The organism is Ulvibacterium sp., assembly GCF_965228935.1.
Taxonomy (GTDB): Bacteria; Bacteroidota; Bacteroidia; order Flavobacteriales; family Flavobacteriaceae; genus Ulvibacterium.
The window spans coordinates 4,002,305-4,023,787 of record NZ_OZ245846.1; the positions used below are offsets into that span (position 1 = coordinate 4,002,305).

Annotated in this window: 16 protein-coding genes; 5 read left to right on the forward strand and 11 right to left on the reverse strand. The window is 43.3% G+C overall.

The genetic code is table 11. The features are described 5' to 3' along the window. Positions 1-188: 188 nt before the first annotated feature. From ACO06Y_RS17000 to ACO06Y_RS17010, 3 genes are read right to left on the reverse strand one after another with little or no spacing between them, the layout of a single operon-like run. Positions 189-938, reverse strand: coding sequence for a 3-keto-disaccharide hydrolase (locus ACO06Y_RS17000; RefSeq protein ID WP_422080203.1), 750 nt, complete (start codon positions 936-938; stop codon positions 189-191). Between the two features lie 20 nt (positions 939-958). Continuing rightward, positions 959-2,290, reverse strand: coding sequence for a Gfo/Idh/MocA family protein (locus ACO06Y_RS17005; RefSeq protein WP_422080204.1), 1,332 nt, complete (start codon positions 2,288-2,290; stop codon positions 959-961). Then, entirely contained in the window at positions 2,290-2,976 is a 687-nt protein-coding gene (locus ACO06Y_RS17010) for a 3-keto-disaccharide hydrolase (RefSeq protein ID WP_422080205.1), read from the reverse strand. The genes ACO06Y_RS17005 and ACO06Y_RS17010 overlap by 1 nt, the downstream gene beginning before the upstream one ends. Positions 2,977-3,137: 161 nt before the next feature. Here ACO06Y_RS17010 and ACO06Y_RS17015 point away from each other — a divergent pair, with 161 nt between their 5' ends. Then, positions 3,138-5,330 (forward strand): amino acid permease, encoded by a 2,193-nt coding sequence (locus tag ACO06Y_RS17015; RefSeq protein WP_422080206.1) that lies wholly within the window; start codon positions 3,138-3,140, stop codon positions 5,328-5,330. 18 nt (positions 5,331-5,348) lie between these two features. Here ACO06Y_RS17015 and ACO06Y_RS17020 read toward each other — a convergent pair whose 3' ends face one another. Both ACO06Y_RS17020 and ACO06Y_RS17025 read right to left on the reverse strand, forming a co-directional pair. Beyond that, positions 5,349-7,451, reverse strand: coding sequence for an elongation factor G (locus ACO06Y_RS17020; protein ID WP_422080207.1), 2,103 nt, complete (start codon positions 7,449-7,451; stop codon positions 5,349-5,351). 126 nt (positions 7,452-7,577) lie between these two features. Next, entirely contained in the window at positions 7,578-8,237 is a 660-nt protein-coding gene (locus tag ACO06Y_RS17025; protein ID WP_422080208.1) for a class I SAM-dependent methyltransferase, read from the reverse strand. Between the two features lie 150 nt (positions 8,238-8,387). Here ACO06Y_RS17025 and ACO06Y_RS17030 point away from each other — a divergent pair, with 150 nt between their 5' ends. After that, on the forward strand, positions 8,388-9,875 hold the full coding sequence (locus ACO06Y_RS17030; RefSeq protein WP_422080209.1) for a hypothetical protein: 1,488 nt from the start codon (positions 8,388-8,390) through the stop codon (positions 9,873-9,875). 8 nt (positions 9,876-9,883) lie between these two features. Continuing rightward, positions 9,884-10,492 (forward strand): hypothetical protein, encoded by a 609-nt coding sequence (locus ACO06Y_RS17035; RefSeq protein ID WP_422080211.1) that lies wholly within the window; start codon positions 9,884-9,886, stop codon positions 10,490-10,492. Positions 10,493-11,222: 730 nt separating this feature from the next. On the opposite strand, the gene ACO06Y_RS17040 is transcribed toward ACO06Y_RS17035, so the two are convergent. The 4 genes from ACO06Y_RS17040 to ACO06Y_RS17055 form a co-directional block, all read right to left on the reverse strand. Continuing rightward, positions 11,223-11,921 carry a protein-L-isoaspartate(D-aspartate) O-methyltransferase gene (locus ACO06Y_RS17040; protein WP_422080212.1) on the reverse strand — a complete coding sequence of 233 codons (699 nt, stop codon included), beginning with the start codon at positions 11,919-11,921 and terminating at the stop codon, positions 11,223-11,225. 93 nt (positions 11,922-12,014) lie between these two features. Further along, a complete protein-coding gene (locus ACO06Y_RS17045) occupies positions 12,015-12,512 on the reverse strand; it encodes a DUF4251 domain-containing protein (protein ID WP_422080213.1) in 498 nt (165 codons plus the stop codon). 146 nt (positions 12,513-12,658) lie between these two features. Beyond that, positions 12,659-13,450, reverse strand: a complete 792-nt coding sequence (locus tag ACO06Y_RS17050; protein ID WP_422080214.1) for a hypothetical protein — start codon at positions 13,448-13,450, stop codon at positions 12,659-12,661. Between the two features lie 104 nt (positions 13,451-13,554). Beyond that, positions 13,555-14,730, reverse strand: a complete 1,176-nt coding sequence (locus ACO06Y_RS17055; protein ID WP_422080215.1) for a T9SS type B sorting domain-containing protein — start codon at positions 14,728-14,730, stop codon at positions 13,555-13,557. Positions 14,731-15,124: 394 nt separating this feature from the next. Here ACO06Y_RS17055 and ACO06Y_RS17060 point away from each other — a divergent pair, with 394 nt between their 5' ends. Further along, positions 15,125-15,754: a GntR family transcriptional regulator gene (locus ACO06Y_RS17060; RefSeq protein WP_422080216.1), complete on the forward strand. Its 630-nt coding sequence runs from the start codon at positions 15,125-15,127 to the stop codon at positions 15,752-15,754. A gap of 247 nt (positions 15,755-16,001) precedes the next feature. Beyond that, on the forward strand, positions 16,002-16,145 hold the full coding sequence (locus ACO06Y_RS17065; protein ID WP_422080217.1) for a hypothetical protein: 144 nt from the start codon (positions 16,002-16,004) through the stop codon (positions 16,143-16,145). Positions 16,146-16,166: 21 nt separating this feature from the next. On the opposite strand, the gene ACO06Y_RS17070 is transcribed toward ACO06Y_RS17065, so the two are convergent. Together ACO06Y_RS17070 and ACO06Y_RS17075 are read right to left on the reverse strand one after the other, a co-directional pair. After that, positions 16,167-18,773, reverse strand: a complete 2,607-nt coding sequence (locus tag ACO06Y_RS17070) for a TonB-dependent receptor plug domain-containing protein (RefSeq protein WP_422080218.1) — start codon at positions 18,771-18,773, stop codon at positions 16,167-16,169. A 148-nt stretch (positions 18,774-18,921) separates the two neighbouring features. After that, positions 18,922-21,462: a hypothetical protein gene (locus ACO06Y_RS17075; protein WP_422080219.1), complete on the reverse strand. Its 2,541-nt coding sequence runs from the start codon at positions 21,460-21,462 to the stop codon at positions 18,922-18,924. Positions 21,463-21,483 lie beyond the last annotated feature (21 nt).

The following is a 21,483-nucleotide window of genomic DNA, read 5'->3' on the forward strand; positions in this document are numbered from 1 at the left end:
AATTTACAACAAAGCAGCCCTATTTTAAGAGCCGGTCGGGGCTATTACTCAAGTAGGATAAAAATAATAAATATTATAGGATTTTACCCACAAAAAATGGAGAATATAAACAAATGTTGAATTTTGTTTTGGTGTGAGATGAGAGTCAAGGAGGTTGTGGAAAAAAAGGTGTTTTACCTAAATTTTGCCTATTCCACCATTTTTACCATTTGATTTTGAGAGGTTACCCCGATTGGCAATTCAATAATCCTTAAGTTTTTAAAATGAATTTCGGCACCTTCGGACTCTAAACATAGATATCCTTTTTTGATGGTGGACTTGCTAATACCGTTTACAAATTTTCCGTTGACCGATAGTTTAATGGTTCCATCTACACAAACCACAGTGTAGGCATTCCATTCCCCTTTGCCTTTGGCCCGGTTCTCTACGGATTTGCTGCGTTCCCCCCTGGGATTGTCCGGTATGGTCTTTACACCTCCCACGCCAAAGAGCTCCCCATGGACATAGGCAATGGGTGGCTTTTTACCGTCACGGGTATTTAGGTTGACCCAGTCCAGTTCCAGCATCTGTACCTCTACCCCGCCGGGCAACCGGGATTTTGGATCGGGCAGGGCATCGCTCCAAACAAATACCCCGGAGTTTCCACCAGGCTCCATATGTCGCCATTCCACTTGAAGTATAAAATTTTCATATTGCTTTGCGGATCGCATAACACCAATGGGTTTACCCGAACAAATAAGCAGATCATCCTCCGTTCTCCAGGTATCCTTATCCGTGTTTACATTGATCCACCGCAGGGTACTTTTTTTTGCTTTCGAATCGGAAAGCAAGACGTCAAAACCTATTTCGGTTCCAAAGGATATAGCACTATCCTGACCTTGGATATAGAATCCGAAAGCAAGCGAGAGCAATAGACCCAATAATAAAGAAGGCTTCATTGTTGTGGTGTTTATCAGGTTTAAAGGATTTTTGTTTTACCCGGGACGGCAATGGATGGACTTGGCCAGACCAAATCCCAATTGTATTGTTCCAATTTAGGGCCCAAGGATTCGTTGGAATTATATGCTTGCTCCCAGGAAATCTCCTTTCCGGTATACCCGGCGTTTCGTGCCCAAATGGCCAAAAGACTGCTATGGGCCATACGCTTACCATCATTGATGGGTTTACCCTTTCGTATGGCCTCGAAAAGTTCGTTATGCTGTGTCTGGTACATATTGTTCTCCTCCCCTTCAAAACGCCAGGCTTCGGGCCCATTAATTTGGTACTTTCTACCCGGTTGGATCATAGCGGTTCCCTTGGCTCCAAATATGTCTATGGTATTCCTTGTTGCCGTATCCGATTGCTGTCTGGTAAAATGGTATCCCTTTGCGCCGTTGGCATACTCAAACTCCACGGCAAAATGATCGTAGATATTGCCATAACGTTTATCCGTCCGAACTTGCCTACCTCCTGTTCCGATGGCCTTTAGCGGCATAACGTCGCCCATGGCCCAAGACATCAAATCTAGGCTGTGTACGGCTTGTTCCACGATAAAATCGCCGGATAACCAATTGTAATAGTACCAGTTACGCATGTTATAGGTCATTTCGGTCCACTCGGGTTGACGTTCCTTATACCAAAGTTCACCACCGAACCGGAAAGTGGTAACGGTTCCAATATCACCTATGGCCCCATTTAGAATTTGGTCAAAGGCAGCTCGGTTGCCAAAACCGAATCGATAGGTAAATCCCGAAACTATGGACAAGTTTTTCGCTTTCGCCTTTTCGGCCGCAGCAATCACTTCCCGTACACCTGGGGCATCCACGGCTACCGGTTTTTCACAAAAGGCATGTTTGCCCGCCGCAATGGCGGCCGTTAAATGTCCCGGCCTAAATGCCGGAGGTGTAGTAAGTAGTACTACATCCACACCCGAGTCGATTACTTTTTGATAGGCATCAAAACCGATAAACTTGTTCTCTTTTTCCACTTTCATCTTGTCCCCCACTACCTTGAGCAGCTCGGTATAGGAAGTTTCCAGGCGATCTTCGAAAATATCGCCCATAGCATGGAGAACTACATTTTCATCGGCCTGTAAGGCCTGTGCTGCGGCCCCAGTGCCACGTCCGCCACAACCGATAAGCCCCACTTTTAAGGTTTTTTCCTTAAATGGTCCAATGGCCCCCAAAACGCTGGAAGGATAGGCCAACGAGCTTCCGACCATGGCGAGCCCTGATGCTTTTAAAAAAGTTCTGCGGCTCGAAGCCGATTCTGTTTTTTTTGATGTACCGTTCATAACCTCATAGTCATCCATTATTCACTTAATTTATTGATTGGTGTCAATTCTACCTTTCTAAATTCAACTTCTGAACCTTCGGCCTGAAGTGCAATCCTACCTCTATGTGCAGTGGCATCATAGCCATAATTGACCAAATCCCCATTGACCCAAACCTTTATCTTGTTTTCCAAACATTCAATCCGCATTGAATTCCATTCCCCTACAGGATTTTCGGAGCCATCGGTAAGGTTTAGTATTCGTCTCTTTTTTCCTTCCGTTATGCCCCATTCCTCTTTGGGGCCGCGGCGTTCCAGCATATTCTCTACTTTTATGTCTTCCACGATACACCAGAAATCACCGGCGTTCTCATGCATCATTTGCACTTCTATGGATTTTGGGAACATTTTATACAAGGCCCTTGGTGTCGATGCAAAAACCAACACCCCACAATTCCCAGGTTCTCCTGCGAATCTGTACGCTACCTCCAAACGAAAGTTCTCATACTCGGTATCGGTTATCAGATGACCGCCCGGGGTGCCAAGACTTACCAACAAACCATTGCGGATAATAAATGGATTTCTAGCGTCCGGGATGCTATCCATGGCCGGAATATCAATATGCCAACCCTCCAAATCCTTTCCGTTAAAAAGGGATATTGATTTTTGTGAGTTAACATATGGTACGCTCGACAAAATCCAGCAAATGATAAGAAGGTTTTTCATTCCATTGGATTCAAAATGATTTCCCTTTGAAGATATTACTTTCTGGAAAATTTATTTCAATTTGCATGCGATTTTCTTTGTAAACTGAGTTATACTGAAGTGACGAAGTCCAAAAAAACAGCTTGTATTCTCCAAAATAAGAACTATTTTTAATTGGCCGCATGAAAAACCAAAACCGACAGCTAAAAAAATTCGGGACCTTTGGAGGGGTTTTTACCCCTACCCTGCTCACTATTTTAGGAGTGATCATGTACCTAAGAATGGGATGGGTAGTCGGGAATGCTGGGCTGTTGGGGGCATGGTTGATAATCTTGGTATCCTTCACCATTACATTGACTACCGCCTTGTCCATGTCGGCCATTACTACGAATATACGCATTGGAGCGGGCGGGGCCTATGCCATTATCTCACAGGCCCTGGGATTGGAAGTTGGCGGTAGCCTGGGCATTCCAAGGTATATTTCCCAAGGATTGGCGGTAACCATGTATATTTTTGGATTTCGGGAAGGCTGGCTCGGCATTTTCCCCGGACACAGTGCCTTTTTGGTCGATATTATTGTTTTTGTGGTCTTGCTCGCTATCGCATATATCAGTGCCGATCTGGCCATAAAGACCCAGTTTTTTATCATGTTGGTGATTGTTCTGTCGTTAATCTCCGTAGTTATAGCCGCCTACTATGGCTCCATGTATCTTCCAACGGAAGACGCCATCCGTTGGGGAACTTTTAGGGGTTCCCCGGAAAACGGATTTTCGGGGAGTGATTTTTGGATTGTATTCGCCGTTTTCTTTCCGGCGTCTACCGGAATTATGGCCGGGGCCAATATGTCCGGCGAACTAAAAAACCCGAAAAGAAGCATTCCCTTAGGTACTCTATGGGCCATAGGAGTCAGTTTTGTCATCTATATGGGTCTTGCTTTTTGGTTGGCTAGATCGGCATCTGAGGAGGAACTTATTTCCAATTACAATATTATTATAGAGAAGGCCTATGTGGGGCCTCTGGTCATTGCGGGAATATTGGGGGCTACCTTTTCGTCCGCTTTGGCTTCCATTGTCGGTTCGTCCCGAATTCTATTCGCCATGGGCGAGCACCGTGTATTGCCCTATGCCAAATTTTTAGCGGGCCAAAGTGCTAATGGCCAACCGAGAAATGCCATGATCGTAACGGGTATTATGATTTTTGTCACTATGCTATTGCGCGACTTGAATGCGGTGGCACCCCTTGTTACCCTATTTTTCTTAATTACCTACGCCATGATCAATATTGTGGTCATAATAGAACAGAATCTAGGACTGATAAGTTATCGCCCGGTTTTTAAAATCCATAAATGGGTTCCATGGTTGGGATTACTATCCTCGGTATTGGCCATGTTCATTATTAACCCTACGATAAGCCTTGTATCCATCAGTATTGTCTTTGTAGTCTATTGGTTCTTGTCCCGACAGAATCTGGAAACTCCCTTTGAGGATATGCGTTCCGGTCTTTTCGTCTCGTTTGCGGAATGGGCGGCCAAACATACTTGGGGGATGAAAAGTATGCAACAACGTGCTTGGAAGCCCAATCTGATGGTTCCCATACGCGATATTAAGGGAGCCAAAGGCAATTTTCAGTTCTTACGGAATATTGCGCGGCCCAAGGGATCCATTAAACTTTTGGGCATCGCACCCTTCTCCGAAGACAATCATTTTACGGATGAAATCTCCCAACTGTCCGAAGCTTTTTACAAGAAGGGAGTGTTTTCCTCCTGGACCGTTATCCATACCAATGATTTTGCACAAGGCGTAAACTATGGAAACCAAGCACTACGAGGCGCTTTTTTTAGGCCCAATATTGTTTTTCTGAACTTGCAGCAACATGACAACTACGAAACCGAGTTGCGGCCTGTAATCAAGGAATGTATTCGCCTGGAAGTAGGGGTGCTGCTCTATCAGGCACATCCTACGGCACTGCTGGGTCAACGGAATACCATCAACGTATGGGTCAGTGACCGCGAGGGGAATTGGAACCTGGGCTGGGATATCGGGAATTTGGATCTTTCCACACTCATAGCGTATAAGTTGAAAAGGAATTGGGAAGCCCAAATCCGTTTGATAACCGTAGTCAAGGACGAAAAGGAATACAAAAATGCCAAGGAGTTTTTGAATTCCCTCATCAATCTGGCCCGATTACCCGAAACCCTGACCGAAATCCATGTCGGAAAGTTCAAGGATGTCGTTGGGAAGGCATCCGACGCCGATCTCAATATATTCGGTATGCATGCCGACCTTCCTTTCGAATTCGTAAAGGAAATGACCCAAAAAACCGAAAGTTCTTGTTTATTTGTAAAAGACTCAGGACACGAGAGTATCTTGGCCTAGGATCATTTCCCCTTTCCCTTATGAATTCACCAATTGATTCTGCACATTGGTCGGAACGGATTGAAACGACGAAAATGCCGAAGTAAACGTGGCCTTGCCCTGGGTCAAGGAACGCAAACTCGTGGAATATCCATAGAGTTCGGCTTCCGGTGCATGACATTTTAGAATCTGATAACGATCCTCGCTGTCTATGCCCAATATAACGGCCCTTCGGGACTGTAAGTCGGTCATAACATTGCCCACCATATCCTCGGGAACCTTAATGGTCAACTCGCGAATAGGTTCCAGTAATTTGGGCTTGGCATTCAAAAAGGCTTCTTTAAAGGCATGGGCCCCGGCAATTTTGAAAGAAATGTCATTGGAGTCTACCGAATGCATCTTACCATCGTAAACCATAACACGGATATCCGTTACATAACTTCCTGTAAGAGGCCCGGATTCCATGGTCTCCTGTATCCCCTTTTTTATGGAGGGAAGATACCTTAGGTCTATTACCCCTCCCACGATACAATTGTAAAAGACCAGCTTGCCGCCCCAGGGAAGCTCTTCCTCTTCCTTGCCCCGAATATTGAAGCCTTGCGGCTCTGGCATACCTTCGGCCCATGGTTCTATTTTTAAATGTACCTGGGCAAACTGTCCGGCTCCCCCAGATTGTTTTTTATGCCGATAATTGGCCGTAGCCGCCCGCTGAATGGTTTCCCTATAGGCTATTCTTGGCTTTTCAAAATGGGCCTCCACATCGTAAATATTCTTTAAGGTCCAATCAATGGTAGCCAAATGTAATTCGCCCTGGCAACCTAATATTTGTTGCTTTAACTCCCGGGAGTACGAAATTATCGCGGTTGGATCTTGGCTATTGATTTTCCGTAAGGCATCCGTGAGTTTCTCCTCCTCGTTTCTTTTTACAGCGGAAACCGCTTTGCGTGTTCGGGACTCGGGATAGGCAATGGGCCGGATAGTGATGGGGCTTCCTACCTCGTGCAACGTATCGTTGGTCTCGGTATACTTCAGGCGCAGGGTGGCCCCGATATCCCCTACTGCCAACCGGGAAACGGGCTCCCGCTTTTTGCCATCCATGATAAAGAGTTGGTGCAAAACCTCTGTTTCCCCATTTCTGGCATTCACCAATTTTTCGTTAACGCTAATATTGCCCGATTTCACCTTGAAAAACGTGATTTGTCCCAAGTTAGGCTGATAGACGGTCTTGAATACGAACAACGAAGTCGGGGCTTCATTGGTCCGTTCCACGGCTTGACCTTCCAAAGTTTGTTCGGGCTTCAGGTCGGCCGCTGCCGGGGCCACGTTATCTATAAAGCCCATAAGGCGCCCACTTCCCATATCTTCCAATGCCGAAACACAGAAAACAGGAAACAACTCATGGTTCAACATACCGGCTTTGATGCCTTGCCGCATTTCATCTTCGTTCAACGTACCCTTTTCAAAGAACAGTTCCATCAACTCTTCGTCATTCTCGGCCGCCTTCTCCACCAGTTCATTGTGCAATTGATCGGCCAACTCCTTTTGGTCTTCGGGAATAGGATGTTTTTCCGGCTTGCCGCCTCCCTCCGGAAATTTGTAAAGCTTCATTTTGAGCACATCGATTATGCATTGTGCACCATCCATACGTATGGGGTATTGAATCTTTACGGCATTATTGCCCACCAATTCGACAACACTCTTAAAACTATCCTCAAAATCGATGCCGGCATGATCTATTTGGTTTATAACAAAGACCGTAGGTTTGTGATAGTCCGAGATATAATTCCAAATAATCTCCGTTCCAATTTCCACACCATACTGGCCATTCAATACGGTAACAATGGTATCCGCCACACGGATTGAAGAAATAATCTCACCTATAAAATCGTCCAATCCAGGGGTATCTATGATGTTTATCTTGTAGTTACGCCATTCCGTATGCAAAGGCGTGGCAAAGACCGAAGTTCCTCTTTCGTGTTCTATTTCATGGTGGTCGGATACCGTATTTCGATTTTCAACGGTACCTCGACGGTTGATTAGTCCGGCTTCGAAAAGCATGGTCTCCGCCAAGGTAGTCTTTCCACTTTGGTGGGCCCCCACCAGTACTATGTTCTTAATGTGTTTGTCGTCGTATACCTTCATATTGGATGGTTTATGGGTTTAATTTATAAAACTAAAAATGTATGGATATGGAAAACATGACTTTTGTTAGTTTTCTAGTCGAGGCCGCGTTAGGGTTTAAAAACCGGAGTTTGGCCAATTGCTCATTTACAATGCTCCGGAAACGCCTACCAATATCCACATGGGCTTATCCTTTTCTTTCTTCCAATCCCCAAAATCATGGACTTCCCTTACTATGGAAAACCCTGCTTCTTCCAGCTCCTTTTTTACATAGTTTGGGGATAAGGTATGTGCATTGGTCTGTTCTTTACGACTTTTGCCCCTTTTGTGCGTTTTTAACTTCTCAAGGATAAGGATACGGCCTCTAGGCTTTAATGCCTTTTTTACATGGAAAAGCACTTCGGTGTAGTTTTCCATTTCATGATACGTATCCATGATGATGACGGCATCCAGTTTATTTTCAGGTAATTTGGGATTATCCTCTTCTCCTTGGATGACGGCTACGTTCTTGACCTTCTCCTGTTTCAGGTGTTCCTTTAGATTCTCCAACCTATAGCTTAGGATATCCACAGCATAGACTCTACCTGTTTCCCCCACTTGCCTTGAAAGATGAAAGGTGAGGTATCCTTCATGACAGCCCACGTCAGCAACTTGATGGCCTTCGTTGACCCCTGCCAATTCAAAAATAGTTTGGACATCCATCCATTGGTCACGTTTATCCCAGTCTTCACGGATATATTGTGCAAATGACTGTCCTAAACATAAGGTAAACAGCAGGATGCATAATAAGGAACGTGGTTGTGACATACCTCTAATATACCAAATACAGTGCAAAAAGTCGTCTAAAATTCTCTTAATTCCCACCATTTATCGATTAAATAGGCAATATAGGAGTACACAGCCTACGGTGGCGGGTAATTTTCGTAGTTTTATTTGTTTCGTAAAACACTTCGAACCTTGAAAAAACCGATTGTTTTGAAGAGTACCCACATCACAGTGTCATTGTTTTTTGTGTGTGTCCTCTGCTCATGCTCCAATGACAATATTGAACCCTTTGAACCAAATCCCGAACCTGATAACACGGAAAATCCTGCCCCAAATCCCAATCCGCCACCTGAGCCGGTAATCGAGGTTAATGCGATTCCTGCCCAAACCCAGAGGGATGGGGATGCCAACACCGGGTATGAGTACCTTACCTCCGGTGATTATGTTAGTTCTGGAATTCCATATGATGCCTTTCTTACAGGTTTTGGGGGAGATAATGCGAACCTTTTGGGAAGAACCGGCGATAATGCTGTTATTCCATATGATTTTACGGCAGTAACCGCTCCAAACGGCGTCCGCGTTGTGGGGCCCAACTGTATGCAATGCCATGCCGGAAGAATCAACAATGAGTTCATTGTTGGTCTCGGAAGTCACGATACCGATTTTACGGTAGACCGAAGTGACGATATTACCCTTTTGAATTCTGCCATTTCATTTTTGTACGGAGGACAGACAAGCGATGAATGGGCTGCATACGACCAGTTTAGAAAAGGTATTGTTGCCATTGGGCCAAAAACTATTACTGAGACACGAGGCGTTAATCCGGCCGACAAGATTACCCAGGTATTGGTTGCCCATAGGGACAAAAATACCTTGGAATGGTCCGACGAGCCTTATGTGGAAATCGATAATGAGGTAATTCCCACGGATGTTCCCGCTTGGTGGCTGCTCAAAAAAAAGAATGCCATGTTCTACCATGGTATTGGACGCGGGGATTTTTGTAAATCCTTTATCGGTTCAAGCTTACTGACACTGACGGATAGGGCCAAAGCCGAGGAAGTGGACGAAATGATGGCGGATGTATTGGCCTATATCTATACCCTGGAACCGCCAGAATATCCTTTTACCATAGATTCCAGCTTAGCCGAAGAGGGAAAAGTCATATTTGAAAGTACGTGTTCAAGTTGTCATGGAAATTATGGGAGCAACCCCTCCTACCCCAATTATATGGTTTCCTTGAATTCCGTAGGGACAGATCCGGAACTTTCCAATCATTATAGCTTATCTTCCCCAACAAATGACTATTTTATGGACTGGTTTAATACCGGATGGTTCGGGACAAGCCCCAACCCTCTGGAAATTGTTTCCGAAGGAGGGTATATTGCACCGCCATTGGATGGGATTTGGGCTACGGCGCCGTATTTCCATAATGCATCGGTACCTACTTTGGCAGATGTTTTGAATAGTACGGATAGGCCAAAATATTGGAGCAGGTCATATGATAATACCGATTACGATCAGTCAAAGGTCGGATGGAACTATACGACCGAAAGCTCCAAGGTAGACAAAAACACCTATGATACTACCTTGAAGGGATATGGCAATCAAGGGCATATCTTTGGGGATGAACTCACGGATTCCGAAAGAACGGCACTATTGGAATATTTAAAAACATTATAAAGGCCAAAATGAAAAGATTACCGTATTTCCTAGTTTGTTTATTTGTGCTTTTTCAAGTTTATGCACAGGAACGACCGATTGAAATTGTAGTAGAGGAAATACCAAATCGCCTTGCTTTTTATGCGGTCAACGAAAACGATCAGGCTTTTGATGTTAAGCTTACGATTACTGGAACCAATTTCCGACAAAGTAGGGCCACTCCCAGATTTACAAGGGTACCTGGGCTATCCAAGGTACATATGAAGACCATTATCCTTATGCGCGGCAAAAAACCTTCCTACACCTATGACTTGGAGGTAAACGATAGTCTTTCCAAAAGGGCCTTGCGAAAGCCTGCCGAAAAAATAAAGATCAGACCCAAGAAACAGATAGTCGTATACGTTCCCAAAAGCTGTCATAGTTGCGATAGCCTAATCAATCCATTGAACGAGGGGCCTTACAAATTCACTTTTCATAAGCTTGAGGAACAACCTGGGATTGCCGAACAATTAAATCGATCTCTTGGCAACAGTGTTGTCCTGGACTCCTTGGAAACCCCAATTGTTAACTTGGGAGGTAGACTCTACACGAAGATCGAAACTTACGACCAACTTATCGAGGCGTTGGAAAAGGAATAGCACTCAACGTTGGTTTCCGCAGTATTATTGATCGTATATCTTTTCCCATCCGATCCTCAGATTTTTTCCTGAATCACTGTTCTCTCTTTTTCTTACTGGATAAGATTTTTAGTAAATATTTGATAATCAAATATTTAAATATTATTTCCGTTTTAAAAACCTTAAAAAATGTTAATATTACATAAAATAGTACCTTTTATAGCATAGTACTGTAACAAAAAATATTTTCGGTCGTCTATTAGTTGTAAGTCAATCTAAAAACAATCATCCGATGAAAAGGTTACATCAACATTTAATACGACCCAAGATATATTTCACGGTAGGATTTGGTTGGAATACCGACCGGCTATACCACGAAAAAAACAGAAAGGAAACAACAAAATCAAAAAACTAAACATCATGAAAGCATCCATCAGCAGAACAACAACAGAAGCCAAAACGTTCAATTACTTTTCTTCCTTTAGGGATAGCAAAAGGGTAAAATGGGCCGAGAACAGGAACTTTACGCGATAAGGCGATTAAACAACATTTCATTCATCAACAAAAAACAAGAAATCATGAGAGCTTCATTTATCATAGAAAAGCCAACGGAATCCAGAAGAAATTCATTCTTTTCCACTTTTAAGGACAGCAAACGCGTTCGTTGGGTAGCTTACCGGCATTATACCCATTAAATGAAGAAAGGCGTAACGAAAAGTAAAAAGGCGCACCTTAAGTGCGCTTTTTCATTTTACTCCTCTTTCTTTCGCGTAAACGGAACAAAGCGTACGGCCATTAATTCTTTATGTTTTATTTTCCCCTTCTTTTTGGTGACCAAAACCAATTGTCGTATCCCGCGATGGGGACCCACCGGAATAATCATTCTTCCTCCTTCCTTCAGTTGTTCCACCAATTTGGGAGGAATTTGCTCTGCACCCGCGGTGACCATAATAGCATCAAAGGGAGCCTTTTTGGGCCAGCCGTGATAGCCGTCCCCTATCCGCACTTGGATATTGTTGTAGTCTTGTTTTTTTAACCTCTTCTCGGCGGAACGACCTAGCTTTTCAACAATTTCCACGGTGTACACGGAGTCTACAATTTCTGAGAGTACTGCGGCCTGATATCCAGAACCCGTACCGATTTCCAATACTTTATGGTTTGGCCGAAGTTGAAGGGCCTGGGTCATATAGGCAACGATATAAGGCTGGGAAATGGTCTGCCCCTCCCCTATGGGTAATGGCCCATCCGTATAGGCCAGTTCCCGGAGATTTTGGGGAACAAATAGGTGTCTTGGTACGTTTAGCATGGCTTCCAATGTGGCTTCGTTGGATATATCCCTATTCCGTAATTGCGTTTTGACCATATTCTCTCTCTGGGCCTTAAAACCAACTTGCCCCATACTTGTTCCCATAGAGAACAGAAGCGCATAAACAAAAATCACACGATACATTTTTGTACAAATGCCTTTTATCCACTTGAAGTTATTTCAAAACAGTGAGAAAAAAAAATGAAACTGGAGTATAATGACAATGTGTAAAAAAGATTACTCCAAGGAACTTTCGTCCAATGGTCGTATTTGGCCATAATACGTAATACTGTTTCGGTGTAGGCTCTGCACCACGACCGTGGCCGTTCTCGACTTGGTTATGAACAATGTAAAATTGAACTGTTCATCGGATTTTTTGGTGTTAAACATCACAATAATGCCTTTGCCATTTTTTTTCGTCTTCACTTTGTAATCCCTAATTTCGGAATCGAATTCAATAGCCCCACCTTCTCCATAACCACCTCCCAACCGCATTTCCCCAAAGTAGGGAAGAAATCCCAAGGCACTATCTTTTTGAATTCTTACATAATTTTCTATACGGACAACACTTAAACTGGGTAGGCCCAATGGAGATGCCCGATTGGCCTCAAAAACAAAATTTTTTGAATCCACCAAACTTCTTACGGCATCAATACGTTTTAGGCGCTTATCCTGGGCAAAGGTACCATGGATAGTCACAAGAAGGATCAGTACGAGCAAAGCCTTCATTTTCATATCTATACTTTTAATTTGTAAAATCCACACGAATCGTTCCAAACCGTAATAATATATGCTATTCAAAGGTATTCCCTTTTAGGGCAAAATAAAATGCCCCGGCCTAAAGGAAGACCAGGGCATTGACGTGTTCTTTGCAATTCTTATTAATCCTTTAAGGAAATATCCTCTGTTGTTCCATCAGGATAGGTTACGGTCGCTTTGTCATCACAGGTTCCATCACCGAAATCTACGGATACGGCCAAACCATTTTTATCCACGGTCATATTGCCCTTGTTCAGATATCCACATCCAAGGTTACCTTCCAATGTAGTTCCCACGGCCACTTTGTAGGTATTCCCATCCAAAACAAGTGTCCAATTCCCCGAAATGGTGAATATACTTTCGGCCAAGCTTTGGCCAAAGACGAATGCTAATGTTTTGGTCCCATTTTCAGCTATGACCGAATCATCTGCTAAAGTTACGGTCATATCACTGGTTACGGAAAAAGTAATACTGTTGCCCTCCGAATTTCCTCCTAAGGTAAAACTTCTTGTTCCATTTAGTTTTATGTCCCCTACGTAAAAATCGGTATAGGTAGCGGTAAAGGAAGCCGATTCGTTTTCGGTTGCATAGACAATGTTCAATGTTCCATTTATATTTTCCGTACCGTTAAGCACGCAATTGTTAAAAGTTACATTGAAACCGGTGTCATTGTATGTAGCGGAATAGCATTCTTCATTTTTGGAAGATTTGGCGGAATTGCCCATGTATAGTTCAGAAATAACACTATCGGCAACCCCGGAAACACCATCGGTTTCCAAAATGGTCTTTACCTCGGCCTGGGTAAACTCCAAATCCTGATTGTTATCATCAGAATCGTCACTACAGCTTAGCACAAAGAGTGCTATGGAGCACAATAAAGCAAAACGTTTGCTCATATTCATCAACTTGTTCATTTAAAAAGATTTAGGGTTATACCACCTAAAACGTAATTGAAACCTATTTAGTATATGTTTGACCTTCGCTTCTAAAGTCGGTCGTTGTGATTAGAAGAAGAAAATCACCTTTTTAAGGCAAAATAACCTTTAAGGGAAGGCCCATCGGCCAACTCTACGGAATACCAATAGGAATCGGAAGGTAGATTCCGGCCATTGAAGGTACCGTCCCATCCTTGGTCAGGGGCAAGTTGTTTTATTAGTTTACCAAAACGATTGAAGACGGAAATGTTTTGAATAGAAAAATCCTGTGAAGAGTTCACTATCCAGGTGTCGTTGTACCCATCATTGTTAGGGGTGAAAAAAGTGGGGACCCCCAAGTTATCGGATGTAGGGATGAGCTGCTCAACGGTAAAGGATTCCTCCGAACAGTCCTGTGCCCTTCCCAAATCCGTATAAGGATGAATGGTTACATAAATAGTGGCACCTTTGGGCAGATTGGTTGAAAACTGGTAAGAGGTGGTATTGCCTACGTCAAGGTTCCTAAGTATGTCATCGCTATTGGCAGTGGTGCCCACGGTTAGAAAATACCCTTGGGCATCCATCTCGGAAACCCAACTTATGCCTGTTGATGCAGGTACATTAGTTGCCCCGTTTGCAGGATTTATCAAAGAGGTACATTTGTTCATATCTTCTGGTGCGCCCCTTGTTGTAAAACTACTCTGTACACCGCAACCTGTAGCTGCCCCTACATCATTGTAGGGTACAATAGCAACATAGTACGTGGTGTTTTCCAAAAGTGTGGGGGATGTAAAATTGGTAATGTTACCTACATCTTCACTATCCAAAATTATATTGTTACCGGTGGAGGTCCCTATGGTTAAAAAGTATCCCGTGGCATCTATAGCGGAATCCCAGCTTAAATTCGGGGTAAGGGGAACGTCCTGGGCAGCATGCCCCGGCGAAGTAAAATCGGCACAACCGGGTAGTCCGTCCACCGACATCGTAGTAAAAACAACTTCGGCACAGCTTCCGTTAAGGCCCTGATCGTTATAGGGAATTATGGCAACATGGATGTTTTGCAGAGGAGGAAGATCCGTATCAAAGCTATATTCAGTAACATTGTCAACATCTACATTATCCAGAATATCGTGCCCACCAATCGATGTGCCGGCTAAAATTACGTAGCCCGTGGCCGTAGGGGACGCGTCCCATTCTAAATCAGGCGACAGTGACACGTCCACATCACCATCCGCGGGGAATGTCAACTGGGTACAAGAAGGGGCTTGGCCAACTGCCATAGTGCAAGATAGCAGGCAAATAATGCACACCCAAAATAATGGGTCATAACAGCTTCCGAATGTTTTCATAGCACTTTTCGTAAAGGTCGTAAGGCCAATGTTTGAATAAAGGCATATAACCCACTCGCCTATTATGACTTACCCATGAATCGTCGGCTAGTCCTTTCGACCCTAACTTTAAATATAGCGAAAAAAACGGAGTTCGCTTAGAATGAACCCACTTTAGGCCTTTTCACGGTGCTTTGATGCCAATTTTCCTAAATTGATATACGATTTTTAATCGACTAGATACCGGTATTTGTTTTTCATTTTTTACGCACTAGAACATCATTATTGATACGAACATCCAGAAAAAAGCATTAAATCGTATACGATTCACTATATTTAATGCCATATGGAGAAGCAAATTGTCAGGGATTCGGTAAAGGAACACCTTCTCAAAAGAATGCGGGAGGGGAAGTTAAAAATCGGTAAAACCATCAATCTAGCCGCCGTTGCAAGGGAACTTCAGGTAAGCGTTACTCCAATTCGGGAGGCTCTTTCCCAACTACAGCAAGCCCAAATTATCAAAGCGATACCCAACAGGGGTTTTGTTATTGCCCAATTGAATCGGGAAGAAGCGAGGGATTTGTACGAATTGGTGGCCAATTTGGAGGAGATGGCACTTGAAAATTCCGTTTTTGATGAAAAGGCTATACAAGACCTGAAGCAACAACAACTGGTTTTTGAAAATGCGACCGACCCTTTATCCCGAATCAATGCAGATCTTGAATTCCATCGGTTATTGACCAAGAACTACCCAAATGTACTTACAAGAAATATTCTGCACGATTTGAGAACCCGGATATTCTTCTATGAAAAGGCATTGATGTCGGACGAATCCTATTATACCAAAGCGGATAACCAGCACGCAGCCATCATATCGGCTATCGAGGAGAACAATGTGCCTACTGCGGCATTGTTGCTTAAAATGAATTGGATGTTGATCTTGAATTATATCCAAAAGCGTTTGTTGGCCGCTTAAAGGCCTCTCTACGATCAAAGCTAATGCCCGCATTTTGTACTTCCTTGGGATATGATTTCCTTAGCATCTTCACACCCCAAATTATAAAACCTTATGGGAACTTTGTTATATCATAAAGTTTTGGTAAATGATGAAAATGAAAAAAGACGACTTTCTAAATTTGTCCCGGAAAAGGATTACACTTGATACCGAACAATAGTCTATCCTGTTTATACGTTTATATTTTAATATCAAACTTAAAAATTCCATGGGCTACTTATCCCCTCAAATCGAAATTCTGGCGAAAAAAAAGAAACAAGATGAAAAATCCCTGATTAAAAAAGGAAATTCCTGTGGTATTTTCCAAGACTATGGGGATTTGAGAGATGCCTCGGAAAATAGTAAGGAATAAGGATTCGGTGGGTTTGGATTTCTAGTTGCTAACTTCGAAGGTATATTGACCCATGGCCACCCTGCCATCCCTGGTTATCCCCTCGACCTTTACAAGAAACGTTCCCGTGGTATCCCCGGTATAAAACCGTATGGGGGGTTGACGACTATCCTCTATTTTGATGTTGGGTTTCCAAAATAGGGTGGTCCTGTAATCCAACCGTTTCTGATCGGGTCTTTCGAAGCTGTAATCCGGTGAAAAAAACTCACGTCTCCTATAAAACCCCGGAATCAGGGTTTCCGAGTACTCCGGAACATTGTTTTGGACATTTCCCTTGAACAATTGGGATTTTGTGGCGATAACAATAACCCCATTGAATCCCCTAAGCCCATAGATTGAAGCTTCGATACCCCGTAAAACGTCGACGTATAGAATTTCCGACGCATCCATATGTTGTATGTATTCCAAATTCACTTCACCACCATCGACAAAAAATAGGGGCGTAGTATCGGTCGCGACAAACGAATCATATCCTCTTAAACCTCTTATTGTAACAGTTTGCTCGGGTTTTTTTCTGCCGCCTATGGTCACTCCAGGGGCCTGCCCTATCAGATCTATGGCACTCAAACCTGAAGTACCTGTAGAATCCGCGAAAAGCCGAATCGTTGCATTTCCATGAAATGTCTTGGACTCTATTTCCTCAATCCTCTCCTCAGTCCTTGTTTTCATTGGGGCACTTATCTCTACCTCTTCCAATTGCGTAATGGCAGGATCGTAGGAGAACTCCGCACTTTTTTTTCGATAGGCCTTAGTTAAATATTCCTGGACATTTTTCATTCTTTCCGAGGTATCCGTGGCGCTACCCTCGTCTTTGGAGTCTTTGGCCTTGCGTTTTATCGGTATTTTTTTTGTTCTTTTGACTTCGGGCAGTGACCGTTCGTCATCCATATAAACCGAGATATCTTCTTTTTTCTTTCTGGATTTGGTTTCGATGTTCACAATCTCCAAATAGGTTTCCGTGCCATCGTTGAGTTCATAAGGCCCAAAACTGAATCGTCCTTGATCGTTTGTAGATTTTTCCTCGATAATATTCAATTCGGGAATTCTCAACGACACTTTTGCGGCCCTAGGGGCTTTTGGATTTCCCGTCAGTGCTGTAAATCCCTCTATAAGCGTACCCGTGGCTTTCTCCGGAATATATGTAATTTTCGATCCTTGGATGTCGTCCAAAAAACTGTTCCATACAAACCTGCGCCAGCCATGGGTAAGCATAAGGGCGTCCAATGCATATTTTCTTTCCCTGGTATCGTTTTCAAAAAAATAGCTCGCGTCCTCCACCGAATTCCCCAAATCTGAATTCAGCAACAACCAGCTTTTTATGTTCGTATTTGCCATATGTTGCGGTAATTGATTGCTTCCGGTGACCACGGACAGCGAGAAATCACCTTTTAACTGCGTCCCGTTTGTATCAAGGGCACTGATATCCACAGTGACCATTTCACGTGGACCATATGCCCGGGAATTGGATGAAACCGCCAGTTCTATCATATTACGGGGATGATCTATAAAGACGAGTCGCTCACAAACCGGCTTTCCACTTGTGGTAAAAAGTGTAAAATGCACTACCCCATTCAAAAGACGATCGGTATTGAGCTTTACGGAATAGGAAGTGCCATCTTCCGCTTTGGCGAGCCTTTCAAAAAATAGATCTCCCCTAAAATGTCCTATCAACAAGGTTCCTTCCAGTCCCTCATTCTTATTTGTAGTGACGTTAACGACAAGATGTTCCCCATTGTTCCGAATACTCAATACATATCCTTTGGGCAGGGCTTCCGGGAGCGCAAATCGATATTCCTTACCAGCATATATAGCCACGGCCTTATAATCCTTACCTGCTTCCGGGGCAAAGGTAACTTTGCCGAGCCCCGCTTCATAGCTTTTAAAGAAACCGACCGTATTGCCCTCCCCGTCTTGAATAGTTCCTTCCAGTGCCAGCCCATTTCCTTCTTGATCTGTTGCCTTTATCCCCATAACACTGGTAAGACCTTCGACCAGATGTCCTCCCTCGGGAAAAAAATGTACTACCGGGTCGTGGTCTTTTGCTATGCTCTTTTTGGACGCTGAACTGTAGTCCCCTGTTTCGTTTTCATAAACCAAATCGGAATTTGTATAGTCCCCGAATTCCTGGGCATATATGGGAATCTCCTTTTGAAACAGTGCCGGTTCCTCTTCGTTCAGCATGTATTTGGTGTAGGCACGGATTAGAAAATTTCCATTTTCCACATCAATCGGAATCTTTATGGAACCTTGTGCGCCCAGTCCGTCCGCGATTAATTTTTGACGTATGATCAACGTATCGTCCTGGTTCCAGAGTTCAACGTAGATAACCTCGCTTTTCTCACTTTTCTTGTGAAGTATGCCATCCACTAAATAGACTTTGTACCAAATTGTTTCCCCGTTGGTATAAATGGATTTATCCGTATGTACGTATACTTTTTCAGGGCTATGTTTCATGGCATAGGATGCCAGCTTTCCAAGGATTTTTGGGCTATGTGGATTTTCTTGGGTCTGCGCAAATCCGTAAAAAATCGTAAGAACGCTTATTGCCAGGAGATATCTTTTAAAAAAATCGGTAAGTCTTATATTCATAGGCCTCTATAAATGGTTCCATATACTATAAGTAAGGTACAAATTTTCATGCTATTTTTCGTACGTCACTAAAGGAAAAGGAGTTTATTCAATTTAACAATAAGTCAAGGGCATTCTTACGATTTACTTTGATACTATCCGGATGAATTTAATTTTGCACTTCAAAAATCTTTTGGCCTACAACGGCCCTACCATCCCGGGTAAGCCCTTCCACTTTTACGATAAAGCTCCCGGTGTGGTCTCCGGTGTAAAACTCGATAGGTTTTCGATCATTATTTTCTATGGAAAGGTTAGGTTTCCAAAGTAAAGTGGTTCGGTAATCCGGACGCTCGTGTTCCGGCCTTCTGAAAGAATAATCAGGAGAAAAGAACTCACGCCTTGTATGGAATCCTACAATTAGGTTTTTTTCGTATTCCGGTATATTATTTGCTCTTTTGCCCCTGTACAAGAGAGATTTTGTAGCGATTACTAGTACACCGCTATACCCCCTAGTTCCGTATATGGCTGCCTCGATACCTCTTAAGACATCAATATATAAAATTTCCGATGCGTACAAGTATTCTAGGTAATCAGGTTCTACTTCACTACGATCAACGTAAATTAAGGAGAAGGTAAGCCTATTTACTCCGAGATTCTCCCTTATTAAATCTCTGGCGGTCTTACCAGCTGTTCCTTCAGAATCCGGAATAATCCTTCTATAGGCATCACCATGGGGCACAGTTGCCGCTATTTCCTCAATTCTCTCCTCAATCCTTGTTTTCCTTGGGGCGCTTACCTCTACCTCTTCCAATTGGGTTACCGTGGGATCCAACTCGAATTCCGAGCTCCTTTTTTGATAGGCCATAGTAAGATAATCCTTAACATCCCATATATTTTGCTGTGTACCTGCATTTATCGAATCTTGGTCTCGGAGATTTCTTTTCACGGGAATTCTTTTTGGCCTTTCAATGGGCGGTGAAGGCTCTTCGTTATCCAAATAAACGGAAACCTCTTCTTTCCTTTTTCCTGCTTTTAAATCGGATTCAACAATTTCCAAATAGGTTTCCTCGCCGGAATCCAGATTGTAGGGTCCAAAATTAAAATTACCTTGATTGTCCGTAGATTGCTGCTCAAGAATATTTAAACCAGGAATCCGCAATAAAACTGTTGCGGGTTTGCGAATGTTGGGGTATTTAGTCAAGGCGGTATATCCGCTTAATGGGGTACCTTCAACTTTTTCCGGTTGGTAAGCTGTTCTTGGATTATTGTTCTCTTCAAAGAAATCCTCCCAAACGAACCTACGCCAACCGTGGGTAAGCATGAGTGCGTCCAACACAAATTTGCGTTCCCTGGAATTGTTTTCAAAAAAATAACCGGCATCCCCCACCGTATTGCCCAAATCGGAATTCAACAACAACCAACTTTTTATATTCCCATCGGCCATTGATTTCGGTAATCGGTTACTTGCCGTTACCACGGATAATGAGAAATCACTTTTTAGCGCTATCCCCGATGCATCCAACGTGCTAATATCCAAACTTACCTTTTCACGTTTCCCATAGGTCTTGGAATGCGAAACGATATCCATTTTAACCTCGTTTTGGGGATGATCGATAAAGACAAGCCTTTCACAAACCGGTTTCCCTTGAATATCAAAAAGGGTAAAATGAGCTATACCATTGGCCAGCCTGGTCGTATTTAATTTTACGGAATATGTATTCCCATCTTCTGTTTTACCTGATCTTTTAAAAAAGGTATCGCCCCTAAAATGCCCCACTAAAAAAGTACCTTGCAAATCGGATTGTAGGTTTGTGGCTACCTTAAGAATTAGATGGTCTCCATTATTCCGAATACTGAGTACGTGTCCTTTGGAAAGGGCCTTGGGCAATGAAAAATGGTATTCGTCTCCGGAAAAAGAAACAGCGGCCCGGTAACTCATTCCTGGTTTTGGGACAAAAGTTACCTTGCCCAGACCAGCATCATAAGTGTTGAAAAATCCTACCGTTAGTCCGGTAGTATCCTGTATGGTACCCTGTAGTACCAATCCGCTTCCCTCTTGGTCTACCGCTTTAATTCCCAGAACACTGCTAAGGCCGGAGATCAAATCGCCTCCCTCAGGATAGAATTTGACTATCGGTGTTATTTTCTTCAAAGTTCTTCGGGAACTTGGATCCCCGTTTTGAAATTTAGTTTCAATTCCCGTTCCCGGATTGCCAATGCCTCCAAATTCCTGTTGAAAAACGGGGATTTCCTTTTGAAATGGACTAGGTTTCCGTTCGTTCAACATATAACAGGTATAGGCGCGTATTAACAAGGTTCCTGTTTTTAGGTTAGTAGGAATAACTATGGAACCCTCTGCGCCTCGACCGTCCAAAGCCAATTTTTGCCGAACGATCAATGTATCCTTTTCACCCCAAAGCTCCACATGGATCACCTCACTCTTACTACTCGGTCTGTGAAGAATACCATCTACCAAATAGGCTTTGTACCAAATAGTTTCACCACTAGTATAAATGGACTTGTCCGTATGCAAATAAACTTTTTCGGGGCTATGTTTCATGGCATAGGAAGCCAGTTTTCCAAGGATTTTTTGGTCAAACGGGTTTTTTGCGGTCTGGGAAAATCCATATAGCACGGAAAGACACAATAAAATTAAGAGTGATGTATTCTTGAAATTATCCATTGCGTTTTCCGATCGTACCCCTATCATATATGGAATACTTTTGAAACT